At 39.2% G+C, this 20,526-nt stretch carries 18 protein-coding genes; 2 read left to right on the forward strand and 16 right to left on the reverse strand.

The genetic code is table 11. From position 1 onward, the window contains the following. Window positions 1-100: 100 nt before the first annotated feature. From IGK70_RS12670 to IGK70_RS12730, 13 genes are all read right to left on the reverse strand, one after another. Window positions 101-655 carry a Maf family protein gene (locus tag IGK70_RS12670; RefSeq protein ID WP_002354869.1) on the reverse strand — a complete coding sequence of 185 codons (555 nt, stop codon included), beginning with the start codon at window positions 653-655 and terminating at the stop codon, window positions 101-103. Between the two features lie 24 nt (window positions 656-679). After that, complete coding sequence (mutL, locus tag IGK70_RS12675) at window positions 680-2,812, reverse strand: DNA mismatch repair endonuclease MutL (RefSeq protein WP_104855651.1); 2,133 nt, start codon at window positions 2,810-2,812, stop codon at window positions 680-682. Window positions 2,813-2,843: 31 nt separating this feature from the next. Beyond that, window positions 2,844-5,420 (reverse strand): DNA mismatch repair protein MutS, encoded by a 2,577-nt coding sequence (mutS, locus tag IGK70_RS12680; protein ID WP_438775296.1) that lies wholly within the window; start codon window positions 5,418-5,420, stop codon window positions 2,844-2,846. Continuing rightward, the gene (locus tag IGK70_RS12685) at window positions 5,421-5,807 is read right to left on the reverse strand and encodes a RicAFT regulatory complex protein RicA family protein (protein WP_002359008.1); all 387 of its coding nucleotides are present in this window, start codon (window positions 5,805-5,807) and stop codon (window positions 5,421-5,423) included. 73 nt (window positions 5,808-5,880) lie between these two features. Then, the gene (locus IGK70_RS12690) at window positions 5,881-6,678 is read right to left on the reverse strand and encodes a TIGR00282 family metallophosphoesterase (RefSeq protein WP_002354864.1); all 798 of its coding nucleotides are present in this window, start codon (window positions 6,676-6,678) and stop codon (window positions 5,881-5,883) included. Window positions 6,679-6,837: 159 nt separating this feature from the next. Beyond that, a complete protein-coding gene (gene rny, locus IGK70_RS12695; protein ID WP_002354863.1) occupies window positions 6,838-8,394 on the reverse strand; it encodes a ribonuclease Y in 1,557 nt (518 codons plus the stop codon). 195 nt (window positions 8,395-8,589) lie between these two features. Further along, the gene (locus IGK70_RS12700; RefSeq protein WP_438775298.1) at window positions 8,590-10,494 is read right to left on the reverse strand and encodes a BglG family transcription antiterminator; all 1,905 of its coding nucleotides are present in this window, start codon (window positions 10,492-10,494) and stop codon (window positions 8,590-8,592) included. A 68-nt stretch (window positions 10,495-10,562) separates the two neighbouring features. Continuing rightward, window positions 10,563-12,026: a glycoside hydrolase family 1 protein gene (locus IGK70_RS12705; RefSeq protein ID WP_219259713.1), complete on the reverse strand. Its 1,464-nt coding sequence runs from the start codon at window positions 12,024-12,026 to the stop codon at window positions 10,563-10,565. Then, window positions 12,008-12,349 carry a PTS lactose/cellobiose transporter subunit IIA gene (locus IGK70_RS12710; RefSeq protein ID WP_002359005.1) on the reverse strand — a complete coding sequence of 114 codons (342 nt, stop codon included), beginning with the start codon at window positions 12,347-12,349 and terminating at the stop codon, window positions 12,008-12,010. The genes IGK70_RS12705 and IGK70_RS12710 overlap by 19 nt, the downstream gene beginning before the upstream one ends. Window positions 12,350-12,368: 19 nt before the next feature. Continuing rightward, the gene (locus IGK70_RS12715; protein ID WP_002383206.1) at window positions 12,369-13,619 is read right to left on the reverse strand and encodes a PTS sugar transporter subunit IIC; all 1,251 of its coding nucleotides are present in this window, start codon (window positions 13,617-13,619) and stop codon (window positions 12,369-12,371) included. A 4-nt stretch (window positions 13,620-13,623) separates the two neighbouring features. Continuing rightward, window positions 13,624-13,929 (reverse strand): hypothetical protein, encoded by a 306-nt coding sequence (locus IGK70_RS12720; RefSeq protein WP_010715477.1) that lies wholly within the window; start codon window positions 13,927-13,929, stop codon window positions 13,624-13,626. A gap of 159 nt (window positions 13,930-14,088) precedes the next feature. Further along, entirely contained in the window at window positions 14,089-15,135 is a 1,047-nt protein-coding gene (gene recA, locus IGK70_RS12725; protein ID WP_002354860.1) for a recombinase RecA, read from the reverse strand. Window positions 15,136-15,248: 113 nt separating this feature from the next. Next, window positions 15,249-16,493 (reverse strand): competence/damage-inducible protein A, encoded by a 1,245-nt coding sequence (locus IGK70_RS12730; RefSeq protein ID WP_104855652.1) that lies wholly within the window; start codon window positions 16,491-16,493, stop codon window positions 15,249-15,251. A 191-nt stretch (window positions 16,494-16,684) separates the two neighbouring features. Between IGK70_RS12730 and IGK70_RS12735 the strand changes: the two genes are divergently transcribed. Further along, the gene (locus tag IGK70_RS12735; protein WP_438775301.1) at window positions 16,685-17,884 is read left to right on the forward strand and encodes a hypothetical protein; all 1,200 of its coding nucleotides are present in this window, start codon (window positions 16,685-16,687) and stop codon (window positions 17,882-17,884) included. Window positions 17,885-17,963: 79 nt separating this feature from the next. On the opposite strand, the gene IGK70_RS12740 is transcribed toward IGK70_RS12735, so the two are convergent. The 3 genes from IGK70_RS12740 to IGK70_RS12750 form a co-directional block, all read right to left on the reverse strand. Further along, window positions 17,964-18,593, reverse strand: coding sequence for an NAD(P)-dependent oxidoreductase (locus tag IGK70_RS12740; RefSeq protein WP_438775303.1), 630 nt, complete (start codon window positions 18,591-18,593; stop codon window positions 17,964-17,966). A 58-nt stretch (window positions 18,594-18,651) separates the two neighbouring features. Next, a complete protein-coding gene (locus IGK70_RS12745; protein ID WP_002383201.1) occupies window positions 18,652-19,077 on the reverse strand; it encodes an Rrf2 family transcriptional regulator in 426 nt (141 codons plus the stop codon). A gap of 88 nt (window positions 19,078-19,165) precedes the next feature. Then, window positions 19,166-19,549 (reverse strand): YccF domain-containing protein, encoded by a 384-nt coding sequence (locus IGK70_RS12750; protein WP_002358999.1) that lies wholly within the window; start codon window positions 19,547-19,549, stop codon window positions 19,166-19,168. Between the two features lie 163 nt (window positions 19,550-19,712). Between IGK70_RS12750 and IGK70_RS12755 the strand changes: the two genes are divergently transcribed. Then, complete coding sequence (locus IGK70_RS12755; protein ID WP_002354848.1) at window positions 19,713-20,504, forward strand: hypothetical protein; 792 nt, start codon at window positions 19,713-19,715, stop codon at window positions 20,502-20,504. Window positions 20,505-20,526 lie beyond the last annotated feature (22 nt).

Genomic DNA, 20,526 nt, shown 5'->3' on the forward strand with positions numbered 1-20,526 from the left:
TGGGTTCAATGATACCACGTTTGCCAAACAGGCACCTAATAGTTTGCATAGTAAAAGACAGTCCTTTCTCTTTTTGACGAATGAAAAGGACTATCTTTTATTAGTTGAATTCTTTTAGCAGTCGGGCTACTTTGGCAATTGGTAAGCCCATAATGGCGTAATAATCGCCGGCGATTGCTTCAATTAGTAATGCTCCTTGTCCTTGGATACCATAAGCGCCTGCTTTGTCGGCATATTCTGCGGTATCTAAGTACGCATGGATTTCCGTGTCTGTCAGTGGATAAAACGTCACGGTTGAATGAACTGTCGCGGAACGCTCTTTTTCCCCTTGTTTCAACGTCACACTTGTATACACGTCATGTGTTTTGCCACTTAGGAGGCGCAACATGCGATAGCCGTCTTCCCGAGAAGTCGGTTTGCCGAGGATTTCTCCCGCCAATGCCACAATTGTATCGCAGCCAATGACTAGTGCTTCGGGGGATTGCTCTGCTATAGCCGCTGCTTTTTGGGCAGCCATTTGCGCCACATATTCTGCTGGTAAGCCGTCTTTGCCAACAGTTTCATCGATATCGGCTGGTGCAATCGTAAAAGTTGGAACCACACGCTTTAATAACTCCTGACGGCGAGGAGATTGGGATGCTAAAATAATTTGCATAAATTGATGACGCCTCGTTTCTTTTTAATGGGGGTCTTGAATGCGTTTAAACATTCGTTCCATATCTGAATTCGTAAAATGAATCAGCACCGGACGTCCATGCGGACAATTAAACGGATTTTCGCACAAGGCTAAATCTTTTAATAGCACGCGTGCTTGTTGCTCATTGAGGTAATGATTGGCTTTGATGGATCGCTTACAGCTCATCATAATGGCAGTTGCTTCACGGAATTTTTTCACGCTGACCGAGCCAGTTGTTAGCAACATGTCAATCATCTCGCGAACAATGCTTTCCTCTTCGCCTGCAGGATACCAAGTTGGGTGCGCCCGCACAATGAAACTATTTTGTCCAAAGTCTTCCAAATGGATGCCGACTTCCGCAAGGGTTTCTTTCTGCTCTTTAATTTTCAAGGCATCGCTATTTGGATAATCAATAACGATTGGTACCAATAGTTCTTGTAAATCATCACTGACTTCGCCAATTTTTTCACGGAAGTACTCGTATTTAATTCGTTCTTGGGCAGCGTGTTGGTCGATAATAAACAGGCCATCTTTGCTTTGTGCGAATAAATAAGTTCCGTGCATTTGACCGAAGTATTCTAGCTCAGGAAAACGTTCTGTTGGTCGTTCTTCTTCCAACTTATTCAGGGCTTGTTTCAGTTCTCTTTGACTCGCAGCGCTATTGGCATCGAATTCTGGGTGAAGTTTCATTTCTTCTTGGAAAACCTCGTCAGCAGCCTCTGATGAAGGCAGAGAAGGTTCTGAATCAGGCACTTCAGTTATTTTCGTTTCTTCGGCTATTACCTGTTGCTCATTACTAGCTGTTTCCCAATGATTTGCGGAATCAGCAGCTGCCGAAGAGGTTTCGTAAGCTGACGTTTCTTCCGCTACACTCGTTGATTCTGGTGCTGGCGGCGCAAATGGATCGTCCATTGGGTCCACTGCTCTTTCTGTCTGGTTGACAGCTTCAGGGGCGCTTGAGGCTGGTGTTTCGTCTGTCGCATGTTCCGCATAGAAGCGGCCTGTTGCGGGATTATAGCTTAAGCTGCCCGGTCGTTGTTTTACCGCAGGTTGTTCAGTCGATAAAGGAATTTCCATTTGTTCGGCTTTAGGTTCTGGCGGTAGTTTCTTTTTAAAACGCAAATTGTCTGCCGCATTGGGAATCAACTGTTCTTGGCTCAACACTTCTTGAATCGCCTGTTCAATTAATGCCATTAAATCTTTTTCTTTACTTAAACGAACTTCTTGCTTAGTAGGATGGACATTGACATCGACTAACAGCGGATCCATTTCAATTTCTAACACAGCAATTGGAAAACGCCCCACCATTAGTTTCGAACCATAGCCGGCTACAATTGCTTTATTTAACGCGAAATTTTTAATATAGCGACCATTGATAATCGTTGATAAATAGTTGCGGCTGGCCCGTGTGACTTCCGGCAATGAGACATACCCTGTCAAAGTAAAATCAAGGTCTTTTCCTTCAATTTTCAACATTTTCTTTGCGGTGCTAATGCCATAAATCCCGGCAATCGTTTGTTTTAAATCACCATTGCCTGTTGTACTCATCATTTTGTGGCCGTCATGAACTAAGCGAAAAGCGACTTTAGGGTGACTTAACGCCAGACGATTGACAATGTCACCGATATTGGCCAATTCCGTTTGGATCGTTTTGACGTATTTCAAACGAGCGGGCGTATTATAAAATAAATTAGAAACGGTCATTTTTGTGCCTTTACGGAGGGCTGCTGGTCGGTTTTCTTCGACCTTGCCCCCTTTTAGAATCACATAGCTGCCTTCTTCTTCCTCAGCTGTGGCAGTTTCGACAATCATTTCAGAAACTGAGGCAATACTTGGTAAGGCTTCGCCTCGGAACCCCAAGCTGCGAATTCGGAACAAATCATCTCTTGTATGAATTTTGCTTGTGGCATGGCGTTTGAAGGCATTCAGTACATCTTCTTTGGCAATTCCTTCACCATTATCAATAATTTGAATGGTTTTCAAGCCAGCTTCTTCAATAAAAATATCAATTTGGGTGCTTCCTGCATCCAGTGCATTTTCCACCAATTCTTTGACGACAGAAGCGGGACGTTCAACAACTTCACCAGCAGCAATCTGGTTGGCTAGTTGTTCGGATAGTTCTTGAATTTTCCCCATTTCACGACCTCCTAACCGGTTCGGTTCCTAATTAGATACGTTTTTGCAATTGATGAAGCATGTTTAACGCATCTAGTGGTGTCATTTCTAATAGATTCATTTTCTTCAATGTGTCAATGACACTTAATTCTTCTGTTGAAACTTCTTTAAATAATGAAAGTTGCTCGGTTTCTTCATGGACTTCTGAAACTTCTTCATGATGAACTGAACTTGGAATCGTTGTTTCTTCCGCTTCTAAAGCGGATAAAATGGTGGCTGCTCGTTCTAAAAGCGGGCTTGGTAAACCAGCGATTTTAGCAACATGTATCCCATAGCTCTTATCAGCAGGTCCTTCCATCATTTTATGAAGAAAGACCACTTCGCCATCTTTTTCGACAGCGCCCACGTGAATATTCTTCAAGCCTTTTAAGGTTTCATCTAGAACAGTTAGTTCATGATAATGTGTAGAGAATAGCGTTTTAGCTTGTACTTCACGATGGATATATTCAATGATGGCTTGCGCTAGCGCCATTCCATCATAGGTTGCCGTGCCGCGTCCTAATTCATCAAATAAAATTAGGCTGTTAGGCGTGGCGTGCCGCAGTGCTTGGTTGGCTTCCATCATTTCTACCATAAAGGTACTTTGCCCTGCAATTAGATCATCAGAGGCCCCAATCCGTGTAAAAATTTGATCGAAAATTGGCATTTCAGCACTTTCCGCTGGTACAAAACAGCCAATTTGCGCCATGACCACCGTCAAAGCCAATTGACGCATGTAGGTACTTTTCCCTGACATGTTTGGTCCAGTAATCAAGAGAATATCTGTTTCTGGGTTCATGCGGATACTGTTTGGAATGTATTCTTGGTGCCCTAAAACTTTTTCCACGACTGGGTGTCGTCCTTCGACAATCGCCAAATTTTTCGTGTTACTTCTTAACGTTGGTCGAACGTATTGATACCGTTCACTAATTGTTGCAAAAGATTGTAAAACATCAACCGCACTAATGGTTTTAGCCAGTGTTTGCAACCGATCAATGTTCGTTTTCACTTGTTCTCTCACGGCCAAGAACAATTGATATTCTAGTTCAACTGATTTTTCTTCAGCTTCTAAGATTAAACGCTCTAATTCTTTTAGTTCTGGCGTAATAAAGCGCTCCGCATTAGCTAATGTTTGCTTACGCTCGTATTTTCCTTCTTCTAAATTCGCTAAATTTGACTTAGTGATTTCAATGAAATAACCAAAGACCCGATTGTAGCCAATCTTCAAGTTTTTAATCCCTGTTTCTTGGCGTTCTTTCGCTTCTAACTCCGCTAACCATTGCTTACCATTGCGCATGGCATCACGGTATTCATCTAATTGGTCGTTATAGCCGTCCTTAATAACGTTTCCTTCAGTAATTTGTAAAGGGGCTTCTTCATTAATCGCCGTCGCAATCAATGCCACTAAATCTTCAACAGGGTTTAAGTCGACTAACAAATCATCCCATTCCCCTTGATTGATCCCGACAATTAACTGTCGAATCGTTGGTACTTGTTCTAAAGAGGTCCGTAATTGAATTAAATCACGCCCATTCACACTGCCGAATGCCACGCGTCCTGCTAACCGCTCTAAATCATAAACGTTCGTCAATGCTGCTTGCAAATCTAAGCGTTCAAAATAGGCATTTAATAAGGATTGCACCATTTCTTGACGCGCCTTAATTTGACGTTCCTGAATTAGCGGACGATCCAACCATTGTTTCAACAAACGGCCGCCCATAGCTGTTTTCGTTTCATCTAATAGCCACAATAGAGTCCCTTTTTTCTGTCCTGTTCGAATCGACTGACTCAATTCTAAATTGAATTTAGAATAATGATCCATTTTCAAGAAATGATCTGGCTGATATTCCACAGCTTTCTGAATATGGGACAAGCTCCGCTTTTGGGTAACGGATAAATAAGATAATAATTTGCCTGTAATTTCAATTTCTAATGGATTAATCAGTTCATTGGTTAAAAAACTAAACTCGGCATTTTCTTCCACCGTTTCTTGTGTCGAAAAGATGATATTTAAACGTAAACTTAAGTTCTCTTTTAACGATTCAGGAATCCCTGAACCTAGGACCATTTCTTTTGTTTGCAACGCAGAAGCTTCGTTTAAAACGCCCTCTTCATCAGCCAAGACTGCTGTTTTTAATTCGCCTGTACTCAAATCTACATAGGCAAAACCGAACTGATTACCATCTGCTAGCACAGCGGTTAAGTAATTATTGTCTTTGGCTTCCAAGCCTTTACTATTCATCACCGTTCCTGGCGTTACCAACTGGACCACTTCTCGTTTGACCATGCCCTTGGTAGTCTTTGGATCTTCCACTTGCTCACAAATCGCTACTTTATAGCCTTGCTCAATCAACGTATCAATGTAGCCTTGCGCGGCATGATAAGGAACTCCACACATAGGAATCGGATCATCCGCATTGCGGTTACGACTGGTTAACGTCAATTCTAAGATTTGCGCTGCATTGATAGCATCTTCATAAAATAATTCATAAAAATCACCTAAGCGATAAAATAAAAACGCATCCTTGTATTGGGCCTTAATGGACAAATATTGTTCCATCATGGGTGTATTTTTTGTCTTTTGTGGCATTTAATTCCCTTCCTTCTCTAGCTCTTCGTTCACGCGGTATTGAATGAGCGCCGTGACATGTTGGACTAAGTCATTGGCTTCGATCAGTTGTTCGCGGTAGGCTACAACGAGTGGGTGCTCATCAAATTCTTTTGTTTTCGCATCAGCTCGTTGAATGGCTTCTTTTTCAGCAGTTGGTTTGCCATAGTGAGCAAATTGAACCGCATCTTTTTGCGCAGCTTTAATTTCTTCCACTAATTCTGTCAGCTTTTTGTTTTTCTTTACCTTTTCTTCAATCGCTTGGTAGCGCTGAATGACTTCATCTTGTCCAATTAAATGTAACAATTTTTCTAATTCTTTATTACTTTGTGCATCTAAATTCAACGGCTCCATTTTTTTCACCTTCATCTTTCACCGGCACTTTTTCTATAAGAGCAGAAAAAGTTAACCTCTTAATGATCCGAGATTAACTTTTCTTCTATTATTCTTGAAACGGGCGATCTTCGCTAATCTGAATCGGCTCAATCATCTTCGCTTGGCCCGTTTGGTCATCAATCTCTAAAATACAGGCAGATAAAATTGTCCGCCCTGTTTCGACTACCTCAAAGCGCTTCGGCAATGCTGTCATAAACTTCTCAATAATCGGTTCACGCTTCATTCCTAGAATCCCATCATAAGGTCCGGTCATACCGACATCACTTAAGAAGGCTGTCCCTTTCGGTAAAATCCGAGCATCATTTGTTTGAACATGCGTATGTGTTCCAACAACGGCTGAAACTTGGCCATCTAAAAACCAGCTCATGGCTTGTTTTTCACTCGTCGTTTCGCCATGAAAATCCACAAAAATGAGCGGTGTTCGTTTGCGAGCGATAGCCACTAGCTCGGCGGCTTTCTTGAAAGGATCTTCCAATGGCACCATAAATGTGCGGGCCTGTAAATTAATCACCGCTAGTTCCAATTGATTGACTTTCACAAAAACCATTCCTTGACCAGGCACATCTTCTGGAAAGTTCGCTGGACGAACCATTTTCTTCGCATCATCAATGAATTCAAAGATATCCTTGTTGTCCCACGTATGGTTACCCATCGTAACAACATCGACACCATCTTGCAAAAATTTCTTATAAATCTTGCCAGTAATTCCCCGACCAGATGCCGCATTTTCACCATTGGCAATGGTCACTTGTGGACGATATTTCTTCTTTAATTTAGGGACATACGTTGCTAAGGCTTCTCTTCCTAAAGAACCGACAACATCTCCTATAAATAATATACGCAAAAAGGTTCCTCTTCTCTTTTTAACATCTCTTGTTTATTATAGTTGTTTTCGCTTTGAAAAGAAAGTTTTGGTTTTAAAAGATTAAAAAAAGTGTCTCAACGAACAATCCTTGCAATTGTTCGTTGAGACACTACACGCGATACTTATTCGCTTTTTATTTTATTTCGCATAGTCAACGGCACGTGTTTCACGGATAACCGTTACTTTGATATGTCCTGGATAATCCAAGTCATCTTCAATTTTCTTCCGAATGTCTCGAACTAAACGAACAGATTCTAAATCAGAAATTTCTTCTGGTTTCACCATGACACGAACTTCACGTCCTGCTTGAACAGCAAAACTTGAATCAACGCCTTCAAAACTATTAGAAATATTTTCTAAGTTTTCTAAGCGGCGAATGTAGTTTTCTAACGATTCACTACGTGCACCTGGACGGGCTGCAGATAACGCATCTGCGGCTGCCACTAAAACAGAAATAACTGAGGTTGCTTCCACATCACCATGATGCGAGGCAATGGCATTAATAACTACTGAATTTTCTTTATATTTCGCAGCTAATTCTGCGCCAATCTCAACGTGAGAGCCTTCAATTTCATGATCTAATGCTTTCCCAATATCATGTAGTAACCCTGCACGTTTGGCTAATTGAACATCTTCGCCTAATTCGGCGGCTAAAACGCCAGCCAGTTTTGCTACTTCGATTGAGTGGTTCAAGACATTTTGACCATAACTTGTTCTGAAACGTAAACGGCCTAAAATTTTAATTAAATCAGGATGTAACGTATGAGCACCTACTTCAAAGGCTGCTTGTTCTCCGTATTCACGAATCCGTTCATCCATTTCTTTACGTGATTTTTCTACCATTTCTTCGATACGAGCGGGATGAATCCGACCATCTTGGATTAATTTTTCCAAGGTCATTCGAGCGATTTCTCGTCTGATTGGATCAAATCCGGATAACACAACCGCTTCTGGCGTATCATCAATGATTAAGTCAATCCCTGTTAATGTTTCCAATGTACGAATATTACGTCCTTCACGACCAATAATGCGACCTTTCATCTCATCATTTGGTAAAGTGACCACGGAAACAGTTGTTTCAGAAACAGAATCGGCGGCGCAACGTTGAATTGCTAGGGAAAGCAAGTTCTTCGCTTTGCGATCAGATTCTTCTTTGGCACGTTGTTCTGACTCCTTGACCATCAAGGTTAGTTCATGATTCAACTCTTCTTCTGTTGACTTCATAATAATCGATTTTGCTTCTTCTTTTGAAAGGGAAGCAATTCGTTCTAATTCTTGATGTTGCTGATTAATTAAGTTTTCTACTTCTTTTTCTCGCTCATCAATTAATTGCTGTCTAGCACCAAGTTTCTCTTCTTTTTCTTCCAGTGAGCCTTCACGTTTTTCAAGAGAGTCATCTTTACGATCCAACGTTTGTTCCCGTTGGATTAAACGATTTTCTTGAGATTTAAGTTCTAATCTGCTTTCTTTCAACTCACTTTCAATTTCTGAACGATACTTCTGGTTCTCTTCCTTAGCTTCTAGCAATGCTTCTTTTTTCAGTGTTTCTGATTCTTTCCGAGCGTTCTCGAGAATACTCGACGCTGAAATTTTTGCACCATTTATTGCTTTATCATGACGTGACTTTGCAATAACAAATCCTAAACCAAGACCGACAATCAAACCGACGATAGCGAGGAGAATATTTAAAACCATATTTCCACCTCCATACTATCTTTTTGTTAATTCATATCTTGTAGTTTTTTGATAAACTAAAATCAATTATCAATATGCCTACTTGCATATTTGTGCATACACACAATTTTATTCTAATGTTTGTCGCGAAAGGTGTCAACTTAAAAAAGCCCTTTCTTTTGGAAAGGGCAGCAAATATTAGACAACGTCACATTTTTAGGTTTCCGCCGTCACGAATTGTTTAAATTTTAGAACAAACGCCGCATAGTCTGCCGTTTGACTAAGCTGCTTGATGTGGATGGGTTCGGACATGATTTCAATAAATTTTTCAAAAAAGTCATCAAAGATTGGTGCGTCTTCTTGACGAATTGCTACTAAAGCCACCAACTTCACCTCATAATTGGCCCACCGAATCGGCTCTTGTAAGGTCATGATTGAAATACCACTTTTCTCTGCTGTCCGATCAATAGCATGGGGGACAGCGATACCTGATGGAAAACTTGTTGGAGAAAGCTGTTCTCGTTTTTTCACACTTTTTTTAAAATCACTCGAACAATATTTTTGTATTCTCATTCGTTGAATCATTTGATCAAGTAACATTTCAGGGGTTAAATCTGCTGGATCAATCTGGCTAAAATATAACTCCTTAGCAATGAACTGATCTGTTCTTATCTCCATCTGCCGCTTTCGCTTTTGTCCTTTTAAAAGATACATTCGATTTTCAATTTTCCGCAGTTCTTTTGTTGTAATAAAGGGATGAATAAAGATTGCTCCTTCATATTTTGTGGCTAACCTACGATTAGTAGTGACTAGCAAATCAAATTTTTTCTGATCAATATTGGTCTGACGAACGACTTTTATATTTATTTGGTTCCCAAAATGTTCTTGAAGTTTTTTCTGAAGCACTTCACGCATATTATGATAATCTTCCACCACTAGTAAAAGGAGAAATGGTTGCTGTTCTGTTCGCTGACTTTCCAAAAATGAGCCAAGATGTAAAGCGATAAAAGAAATCTCATCTTCTGTAAACCAAATATTTAAACGTTCTTGAATAAAGAAGGAAATGTAAACAGAAATGTCATAAATCAAAGGATAGCCTGTCTTTAAGTCCCATAAACGACTATTCCTTGTAAAAGCTTCAACATTTGAACGATCATATAGTCCCTGTAAATGAATTGCTAATTTATTGAAAAACTCTTTGTTTTTCAATTGAATAAAATAGATTTGCTCAACCTTTTGTAAAACTTCTTCTAACACTTCAATAATTTTCGGATTCACAATCTGTTGTAATTGTGTTTTTTCACTATTCACTGTGTGTTCTTTTTGAATTCCTACAAATAATAACGAAAGTTGCGCTAACTCTTCTTTCGAGAATAGAATGTCGTAAGTTTCTTCTAAACGTAGGGCAATTTCTTTGGCCATTTGATATTCTTCTGAGTGATTTTCTGCTAATTTTGGTTTCGTTAACAAGGTGTGGCCTTGTCGGATACGCTCAATGCTAATCGCATAATGTAAAACAATATTGTTCAAGACATACTGGTTTAACCTTCTTTCATAATTAAAAAAAGTTTGTTGAATCATTTCCTCTAACTCTTCTAACGAAATATAGCCAATCATTTCCCGTACACTACGGGTCAATTTTTCTTGAAAATCACTTTCTGCATATAATAATGAAACCATGTATTGCCGTTTAGCGCGTTCTGTTCCTGTTAACCAAATATTCGCTCCTTTAAAACAAATCGTTGTTTGTTGATTTGCTAACTCTTCTTTTAATTGTTGAAGGTCATTTTTGGCGGTTGATTCAGAAATGTATAAACAATCAGCTAAATCGTACAGGTTCACTCCTTCAGAGGAATGTTTTAATAGTTCAAGAAAAATTCTAGCTTTTCGTTCCTTACTGGGCGTTTCCTGTAAAATCGAAATTTGATCATTTCTACGATAGCCCCGTTGACTAGACAAAATAGCTTCTGGGTAGGCTTCATTGATTTTTGCGACACGGTTGCGAATCGTTCTTGTTGTACAACCACAAAATTCTGCTAACTCTTTGGCTGTCACCCAATGATGTTGCTGACTTTCTAAAAAAAGTATTATCTCTCTTTGCTTACTTTCCAACCTTCCCACATCCCTTTAAAAGAAAAGAAGAAGACGATTGCTTTTTATTAAAACAATAATCAACTTCTTCAATTAATCTAGATTTCTTCACCATTGGTTGCAATCACTTTTTGATACCAAGTAAAGCTATCTTTTTTCATACGTTTTCCTGTTCCCTTCCCTTCATTATCTAAATCAACATAAACAAACCCATATCGTTTTTCCATTTGCGCTGAAGAACAACTAATGATATCAATCGGTCCCCAAGCACAATAAGCAATCACATCTACGCCATCATACATGGCTTTTTTCATTTGTTGGATGTGTTCAGATAAATAAGAAATTCGATAATCATCATGGATTTGACCATCTGTCACTTTATCATACATACCAAACCCATTTTCCGCTATAATTATCGGTTTCCCATAACGATCCCAATATTGAGAAAGTGAGTTGTATAATCCCTGAGGGTCTACTGCCCAGCCCCAAGGATTGACTTTCAGTGTTGGATTTGGCGTGACAGATGCTGGATTCATTGAATTTTTTTCTGAATCAACCATCTGTGAATAATAATAAGAAATTGCTAAATAATCCATTGTATTTTCTTTTAGCATTTGTTGATCTTCAAGTGTAATATCTATCTCAATTCCGTGTTCTTCAAAATAGTTCAACGCATATTGCGGGTACTCACCACGAAATTGAACATCTGTATAAAAGTATTCCATTCGATTTCGCTTCATGGCTAAAATGACGTCATCTGGCTTACACGAAAAAGGGTAGGCAGTACAGTCGGCAACCATTGTTCCCATTTGCATTTGAGGATTAATTTTTTTAGCGTACGCAACTAATTGTGCACTTGCGATAAACTGATGGTGAATCGCTTGAAAACTTGCTTCTTCATAATTATCCACTGTATCATAAGGAATTGCTGTTGAGTTAAACGGTTCAAATTGAATCAGATTAATTTGATTAATGACAATCCAATATTTTACTTTTTCTTTGTAACGTTCCAAAAGGACTTTGCCATATTTTACAAATAAATCAATAACTTTTCGATTGTTCCAACCACCATATTTCAATGAAATTTCAATCGGAGTTTCATAATGTAGAATAGTGATGATTGGTTCCATCCCTAATTCAATGATTTTGTCGATTAATCGATCATAATAAGCCAAGCCCGCTTCGTTTGGTGTTTCTTCTTCCCCTGTTGGAAATATCCGCGTCCAATCAATAGAAGTTCGGAATGTTTTGAAACCTAATTCTTTAAGCAATGCTAAATCTTCTGGATAAGTATGATAAAAATCAATCCCATGACGTTTAGGATAGTAGCCATCAGTATCTGCTAGATTCGCTTGAATGTCTGCTACAGACATGCCTTTTATTTGTTCTTGGCTGATTTCTGCATTTGTTTTATCTGGATAGTATTTGTGTACATCCGCTAAACTGATGCCTTTACCATCTACTTGAAACGCTCCTTCTGCTTGATTTGCGGCAATTGCGCCACCCCATAAAAAATCCTTTGGCATCTGATAATCTTTAAACATTATTTTTCCTCCTGACATAATTGTTGACTAAACTTTTTAAAAAGCTTCACTAAATGCTCACCAATTAAAATTTCACTTTGAGCCGTCATTAAGGTATCTTGTGCATGACAAAACAGCGTCGAGTAACGAATTTGTTCTCCTGAAGCTTCTAATTGTAACGTATCTGTCTGTATGCCATGTGCTAAAACGACTTCTTTCCGTGCCTCTATTAACTCCTTTTGTGCCTGCTCATACGAAGTCTCTTCTAATTTTTCTAACGCTTGAACTAGATGGTCTCTCGCATTTCCTGCATGAATTAAAATATTCATTGATAACTGATTTAACTGCTCATTTTCTTCCATAATAACCTCTCCTTTAACCTTAAATAATTACTTCTTTTTGCACTTCTTTTTCTTGCTTAAGCAGTGATTGATCATATGCTTTGAAAAATGGCAAGAATACCAGCCATGTAATGACAAAAATAAGCACGCAAACAACAACCGCTCGAATATCTTGTGTCGCTAAATAAGAGGTAAATGGATATGGCATATACCATAATAAAAAGCTTTGCGTAGGAATATTGACGAATCCCCAATACATCGTAGCGTAGGCAATTGATGGAACAACGAGTGCATTAATCCACATAGGAATCATCAAGTATGGATTAAAGGCAATTGGCGCACCGAAAACTAGTGGCTCGTTGATATTAAAAATTGAAGGAATCAACACGGCTTTGCCAATTGCTTTTAGTTGTGCAGATTTGCTAAGTAAAACCATCATGACAGACAAGGACAATGTTGCACCAATCCCGCCCATCGATGAAAAAGCGTAACACGTTTCTTGTGTCGCAATATTCACTGCATGACCACCATTCGCTACAGCTTCTGCATTTGCAGCTAAACCAGCCATATAAACAGGATAGATTACAGGCATCATCACCCAACCAGAGATTCCAAATGTATAAAGAAAGACTGGAATAAACACAGATAAAACAAACCCCGGATATGATTGCACAATATTTGCTAATGGACTGAAAATTAGAATAACGATATCAAAAAAATCAATCCTAAATTGAATAGTGATCAACCAACCGACAAACAAGATAAAGGTAATTGGCAGCAGACTATTAAACCAACCAACCACAAAATCGGGAATTGGTGTATCTTCATCAAAAAAAGATTTTTTGGCAGCCAAATGCATCACAAGACTAACAAAAAGGCCTGTAATCATCGCTAAAAACATCCCTGTTGCACCAAACCTTGAAAGAATAAAGGTAATTTCACCTTTCTCAGATAACGTTGGAAAGAGCAACATCATAAACAAAACAATGCTAGTAGCACCTGCTATTAATTTTTGTCCGCTATGACCTTTCTTCTCCATCAAATAATAAGGAATCATAAACGAAACGATTAACCCAAACATTCCAAAAGAAAAATTACTAATCATTGAAAAATCTGGCATGCTTGGAAAGAGATTTTTTAACAAAGAGACCACTGTAACTAACGAACCTACAAAAACCAATGGAAGAGCCGCCATAATTGCATCCTGTATAGCAGAAATCCAAGGATTTTTAACTACTTTATTCACTTTCGGCGCGAAAGAGTTCGTCATAAAATCCATAATTTTTTTCATTCACTCATTCCTCCATTGTCATTATTAGGTCTAAGGCTTTTTCTCCATCTAAGGTTCCATAAATAGCTTGTGGAATAATCATAGCCTTCACTTTTTTCTCAGCCATTTGCTCTTGAATATCATTTAACATATAAGCTAAATGTGGTCCAATTAACAAACAATCAATTTCATTTATACGTTCATCCAGTTGAGATTCACTTGTCGCTTTAACTGTCACTTCAATCTGTCTTTTTTTAGCAGCTTTTCTAATCGCTGCAGCCATGAATCCACTTGATGCACCCGAACCACAAATTAGTAAAATATTTTTCATTTTCTCCACCACTTTCTTTTTTGTGTCTTAATTATAGAAAAAACTTGTATTCGCTTACAAATAAATATTTTTCCTATCCTTAGGAAACAAAAAAAGACAACACCTGTCCTGTTCAGTAAGTGTTGTCTTTCTTCTTAACGAGTCGTATTCACTCGTTATTTATTCATCTAAGGGTAATTCTTCTTGACCTTCTGCTTCTTCTGTAATGGTTGAACCGTCACCGATGCCATATGCATCACGGACCAATTTAGACACTTCTGCCATCATTTCAGGATGATCCGCCATGTATTGTTTGGCATTTTCACGGCCTTGGCCAATTCGTTCTTCTTTGTAGCCATACCAAGCACCACTTTTACTGATAAGGTCTTTTTCCACAGCCATATCTAGTAATTCGCCTTCTTGGGAAATCCCTTGACCATACATGATATCAACTTCTGCCACTTTAAATGGTGGCGCCACTTTGTTTTTAACGACTTTAATTTTTGTGCGGTTACCGACGATGTCTGTTCCTTGTTTTAACTGCTCTGCACGACGGACTTCTAGACGAACCGTTGCGTAGAATTTCAATGCACGTCCACCAGGAGTTGTTTCAGGATTTCCGAACATCACGCCAACTTTTTCACGAATTTGGTTAATGAAAATAGCAATTGTTTTTGTCTTATTAATTGAGCCTGATAATTTACGTAGTGCTTGAGACATTAGTCGAGCTTGTAAGCCGACATGGCTCGCTCCCATCTCACCATCAATCTCTGCACGAGGAACTAACGCAGCAACCGAGTCGATGACAACGATGTCAATCGCACCACTTGAAACTAAGGCATCGGCAATCTCTAAGCCTTGCTCACCCGTATCTGGTTGAGATAAAAGTAATTCATCAATGTTAACGCCTAGTTTCTCCGCATATTGAGGATCCAATGCATGCTCAGCATCGATAAAAGCGGCTGTTCCACCATTTCGTTGCACTTCTGCAATTGCGTGTAAAGAAACAGTTGTTTTACCTGAACTCTCAGGACCATATACTTCAATAATTCGGCCACGTGGATACCCACCTACGCCCAATGCAACATCTAACGCTAAAGAACCACTAGGGATAGTTGAAATTTTTTGATCAGCTTTTTCGCCTAATTTCATAATAGAGCCTTTCCCAAAGTTCTTTTCAATTTTTTTCAGTGCGGCATCTAAAGCCACTTTACGATCATCTGCCAATGGATAATCCTCCTTTAATTTATATAAACTTATTTTTCATTTCCTGTTAGTAGGTCTATCATATCTCTTTTGTACCAAAAAAGCAAGAAAAAACCGAACAAACATTCGCATATTTATTTTTTATTAATGATTCGGCGCCGCAAAAGATCTAACCCTCGCATAACCGCACTCTGTCTAATATAATTTCGGTCACGGTTAAAATGGAAACATTCTGCAACGGTTGGTTGGCCTTCTTCCGCCAGCCCAATCCAAACAGTGCCTGTCGGTTGACCTTCGATTGGGTCACCAGCGACCCCAGTAAATGATAAACCATAGTTAGATTTAGCTAACTGACGCGCTTTCTCTGCCATTTCTTTGGCACACGCTTCACTTACCGTGCCATGTTCTTCTAAAAGTTCATGAGAAATTCCTAAAAAGTTCTCTTTTGTTTCTTGCGAATACGTCACGAAGCCTCCCTTAAAAATCTTCGAAGCACCCGCAATTTCCCCCAGTGTACTTTGGAATAGGCCAGAGGTGAGACTCTCAGCAGCCGTGACGGTTTGTCCGTTTTGTAATAACAAATCCACTGTTACCTTGGCTAAACTATTGTCATCCCCATACCCATAAAAATAGTCTCCCACTTTAGCTAAAACCTTTTCTTCCGTCGCTGTTAATAATTCTTCGCCAGCTACTAAGTCTTTTGTTTTAACTGTTAAACGAAGTGTCACTTCATTAGGCTTAGCATAAGGCGCAATGGTTGGATTCGTTTGATGCGCAATCAACGTTTGAATCTCGGTCACCAGCTGTGATTCACCAATGCCATAAAAACGCAAGACTCTTGAAATCAATTGTTCTTCTTGTGGAAACGCATCAATCAATAAAGGTCGTGCCGCTTGTTGGAACATCGGAATTAATTCATTGGGCGGCCCTGGTAAGAGCAAATAGCTTGTTGTCCCTTCTGTTACGAAAGAACCAACCGCTAATCCTGTCGGGTTTTGAAGAACTTGTCCACCTTCAATGGCTAACACTTGTCGTAGATTATTTTCCGTCATTGGCCGCTTAGACTGTTGGAAAAACTGGTGTAAGCGGTTCAATCCTTCTTGATCTTCTACTAATGATTTATGGAGATGTTGTGCGACAACTTGCTTGGTTAAATCGTCTTCTGTAGGTCCTAGCCCTCCACAAAGGACAATTAAATCACTTCTTTGTTCTGCTTCTGTTAGTAGCGTTTCTAAGCGGCCGCCGTTATCACCAACAACGGTCTGATAGTAAACATCGATGCCTAGCGCAGCTAACTCTTCTGATAAAAAGGTTGCGTTGGTATTCACTACTTGTCCCAGTAATAACTCTGTTCCGACTGCAATGATTTCTGCTTTCATTGATTTCCCCTTCTCTAATAACATACGTAGTTAAACTCACTTTCCATTTTAGCACAACAAAATTTTTACAAAAGAATTTGAGCTTCAGGAAATAATTTTTTTATCAGGAAATTTATTAATTATTACGAAAAAAATGTTCATTTTCTCACAATACATTGTATAATAACGTTATATCGAAAGGAGAGAAATGAATGAGTGTAGTATTAGGACTTTTGGGTCTATTAGGGTTACTTGTCAGCGGGGGACTGACTATCAAAGCATTAATTAAGAAACAACCGAAAAAACAATATGGCTATGCCGCATTAGCAAGTGCCGCTCTATTTATTGGTGGGGTTGCCACGACAGATTCTTCCCCGACACTTTCACTTGATGCAGAGAGTGTTGAAACCGATGCCAATGGCTCAGCCACCATCAAAGGCGAATACGACGGCAACAGCAAACTAACGGCCAATGGCAAGGAAGTAAAAACGAAAGACAAAACGTTTGCTTACAAAGTAAAGCTGTCCGATGAAAAAACGCAAAAAATCACCTTTGTTGCTGAGAAGAAAGATACCAAAGTTGAAAAATCAGTCGAAGTCACACCATCAAAAGAATTTATTGCGAGCATCACAGATTCTGAACAAGAATTGGCCAAAACAGAAAAAGCCTTAGCTTACGCTGAAAAACAACCTTCTCAGAAAAACTATGATGAAGTCGCAACCTTAGTATCTTCATTAAGTCAAGAATACGAGGAATACAATGATCGCCTTGAAAAAATCAAAGAAGCAGTACCTGTTGATGAAGCAGTTACAACTGCTGAAAAATCTAAAAGTAAAAGCGATTATCAAGCAGCTGAAAAATTAGTAGCTGCTGCCCCAGTTGGCAAAGAAGGATTTCAACAACGATTAACGACTGTTCAAACCGCTATCGCTGAAAAAGAAAAAAATGAACAATTAGTCGCCAGTGCAACTGCCGCTGTTGAAAAAGCTGAACAAGAACCAACCAATGAAGCTTACTATAATGAAGCGATCAAACAAATTGACGCTTTAAACTCCCCAAATCAAGCTTTAACAAAACGGGTAGCCGTTGTTAAAACTCAATTAGATGCCCACAAAGAAAAACAACGAAAAGAAGCAGAAGCTCAGAAACTAGCCGCTGAAAAAGCGCAAAAAGAACAAGCCGAAGCGGCAGCAAAAGCGCAAGCTGAAGCAGAGGCGCAACAAGCCGCACAGGCGCCGGCGGAAGTCGAGACGGCTGCTGCAAATGCTGGTCCAGAAACAAGCGCAACTGTTCTTGTGACACCAACTGGCAGTAAATACCATGCACGCAAATGTGGAAATGGAACCTATACGGCAACTACGTTGGCAGATGCCCAAGCAAGAGGCTTAACACCTTGTTCTAAATGTTATTAATTTTTGTGTAAATAAAGAAAGAAGCGAGAGATAAAACATTTTATCTCTCACTTCTTTCTTTATTTATGATTTTTTTCTTTTATTGATACACACTGATTCGTTGATTTGGGTGTGCATTACTTTCCACTTCATCTAACATGGCAACGGCGTAGTCTGCGTAACTAATGTAGCTGTCACCTTGACTATTGGTTGTTAATTCTTCGCCAGCGACTTCATAATGACCTGTCGCAGGACCATCAGCATCAAACATGGCTGCAGGACTAATATAGCTCCAGTGAATGTTTTGAGCTTCTTTCAATAAGTTTAAAGCTTCGCCCATCGCCGAAGCTAATGGCTGAATTTCTGCTGGGAATGATGGTGTATCTTTTAATTGAGTTGTGTGTTCTGGGTCCACATACAAGGTTCCAGCGCCCCCAACGACAAACAAGCGCGTTTTTTGATTGGTTAAAATCTCAATCAAATGCTGGGTAGATTTGGAGAAATCTTGCACATCAGGGAATCCTAAGGCACTAATTAATACATCAAACGCTTGGATATCTTCTGTTGTTAATTGATAAACATCTTTTTCAATGGTCGGTGTGCCATCTGTTATTTTTGAGGCATTACGAACGATGGCTGTCACGTCCATCCCGCGACGTTTAGCTTCTGCTAAAAGTAATTGTCCTTCTTTTCCTGTTGCTCCTAATACTGCTACTTTCATGTAAATCATCCTTTCATTTTTAAATAGAACTAAAATAGTTACATTTGACACTTTAAAAGTAGAGAGATTACTTATCTCTCTTAACTTCTATTTCATGAATCACATCTGCTAAGGTGATGCTTTTCAATTCTTCTTCCATTTTTTGTTGCACTTTAGTAAATTCAGTTTCTAGTACCGATTGGATATTTGCCCCAACGGAACAGTTTGGATTAGGATTTTGATGAATATTGAAAATCTCTCGTTCCAATTCAACCGCTGTATAAATTTCATACAGTGAGATCTCTTCTGGTTTCTTTAATAAGGTATTTTTATTGGCTCCACGCATGGAATGAATCAAGCCGGCTTTTTTTAACTGGCTCATTAGTCGTCGAACAACGACTGGATTCGTATTCACGCTCGAAGCAATGTATTCAGAAGTCACTTGTTCTTGAGGACCTGTTTCAATCAAACTTAAAATATGAATCGCAACACTTAATTTCGTTGACATGGCCATGTCTAATCACTCCAAACTAAATGTAACGTTATTTGTTACATTTACAGAATACGCTGTTTCGTTTTATTTGTCAATGAGAAACCTCTGACTATTCAAAATAAAAATCATTTGTTGAAACAACACGGGCCCCAAACGGCATTAACGCTAATTTCGCCAATTTAAAGGATTGTTGCCCAAACGGAATACCGATGATTGTCAGACAAAGCAACAAGCCACTAATACAATGCCCAATTGCTAATGGTAGTCCACTGATAATCAGCCAAATAATGTTTACCACCAAAGATACGCCGCTATCACTATACACGACTCGCTTTTTAAACGGCCAAAAGCTCAATCCCGCTAATTTGAAACATTGTAAACCAATCGGAATACCAATGATTGTAATGCACCAAATCACGCCTGCGAATAGCCAAGATAAGCCACCAAAAAAGCCGCCAAAGATGAACCATAAAATATTGCCAAGTGTTTTCATTCTTGTTCCTCTACTTTCCTCATTAAAAATTATGCATGTGAGTAAGTATACCATGAAAGCTTCTTTTTGTTTCAAACAATATTGTAAGGTTGCTGGCTCGTTAAAAGACGAAGACACTGTTTCATGTTACAATGAAGAAACTAACGATAAAGGAGCAGACTTCATGGACTTACATTTAACCGTTGATCTAAAAAAAACAAAGACACTCATTGATTTAGCCGATCAGGCCCACTTAATCATTGAACAAACAACTAAATTACCGAAAAAAGAGGCAGCGATTCTTTTCTTGCTAAGAGATAACCAACTAGTTGCTTTAGGACTTGCTGAAGAAAAAGCTACATATAAAGAAGTTTCTTTTGATCACTCGATTTTATTGAAACCGACTTGGGACACAGAACTTGCCTATTTAGCGCAAGCTTTCCTAGATGATGCGAAAGAAAGTGGTTTAACATTGGAAGCAACCCCAGCGACAGTCAAAATTCCGAAAAGTGCGGTAGCGACAGTGACTAACTATAAAGAAACAGTCACCTTTATCTTGGAACGTTTTGGCTACTCTCTGTTTAAAAAACCGGCGCCGAAGAAAGCCAGACCAGCCAAAGCACGCCACAAATGGACAAAAGAAGTCAGCCAAATTCCTTTTTATATTGATACTCGACAAAGCAAAGCAACTGTTTTTTGGCAAAAGCGCAATGAAATGCTTATTAAAGCTGGCGCGACAATGATGCCCGAAGCCCCTTTAAATAAAGACGGGTCTGTCGGTTTCTCCGCCAGATTTGGTGAAAAACTTCGTGATGAACGCAAGGGCCAATTTAAAGACTTTGTCACAACGGAAGATATCGTCTTAAAAAGCGTTAATGAAGTCGGCTTGTTTCTCTATTTTGCTGGAACAAACAGCTGGTTAGAGCTAGTTGATGAGAACGGCAAAACCTTAAATGAATGGACTGTGGTGGAATAAACCTTATAAAAAATGTCACGCC

Origin of the sequence: Enterococcus sp. DIV0358, assembly GCF_051713465.1 — a bacterium.
Classification (GTDB): Bacteria; Bacillota; Bacilli; order Lactobacillales; family Enterococcaceae; genus Enterococcus; species Enterococcus faecalis.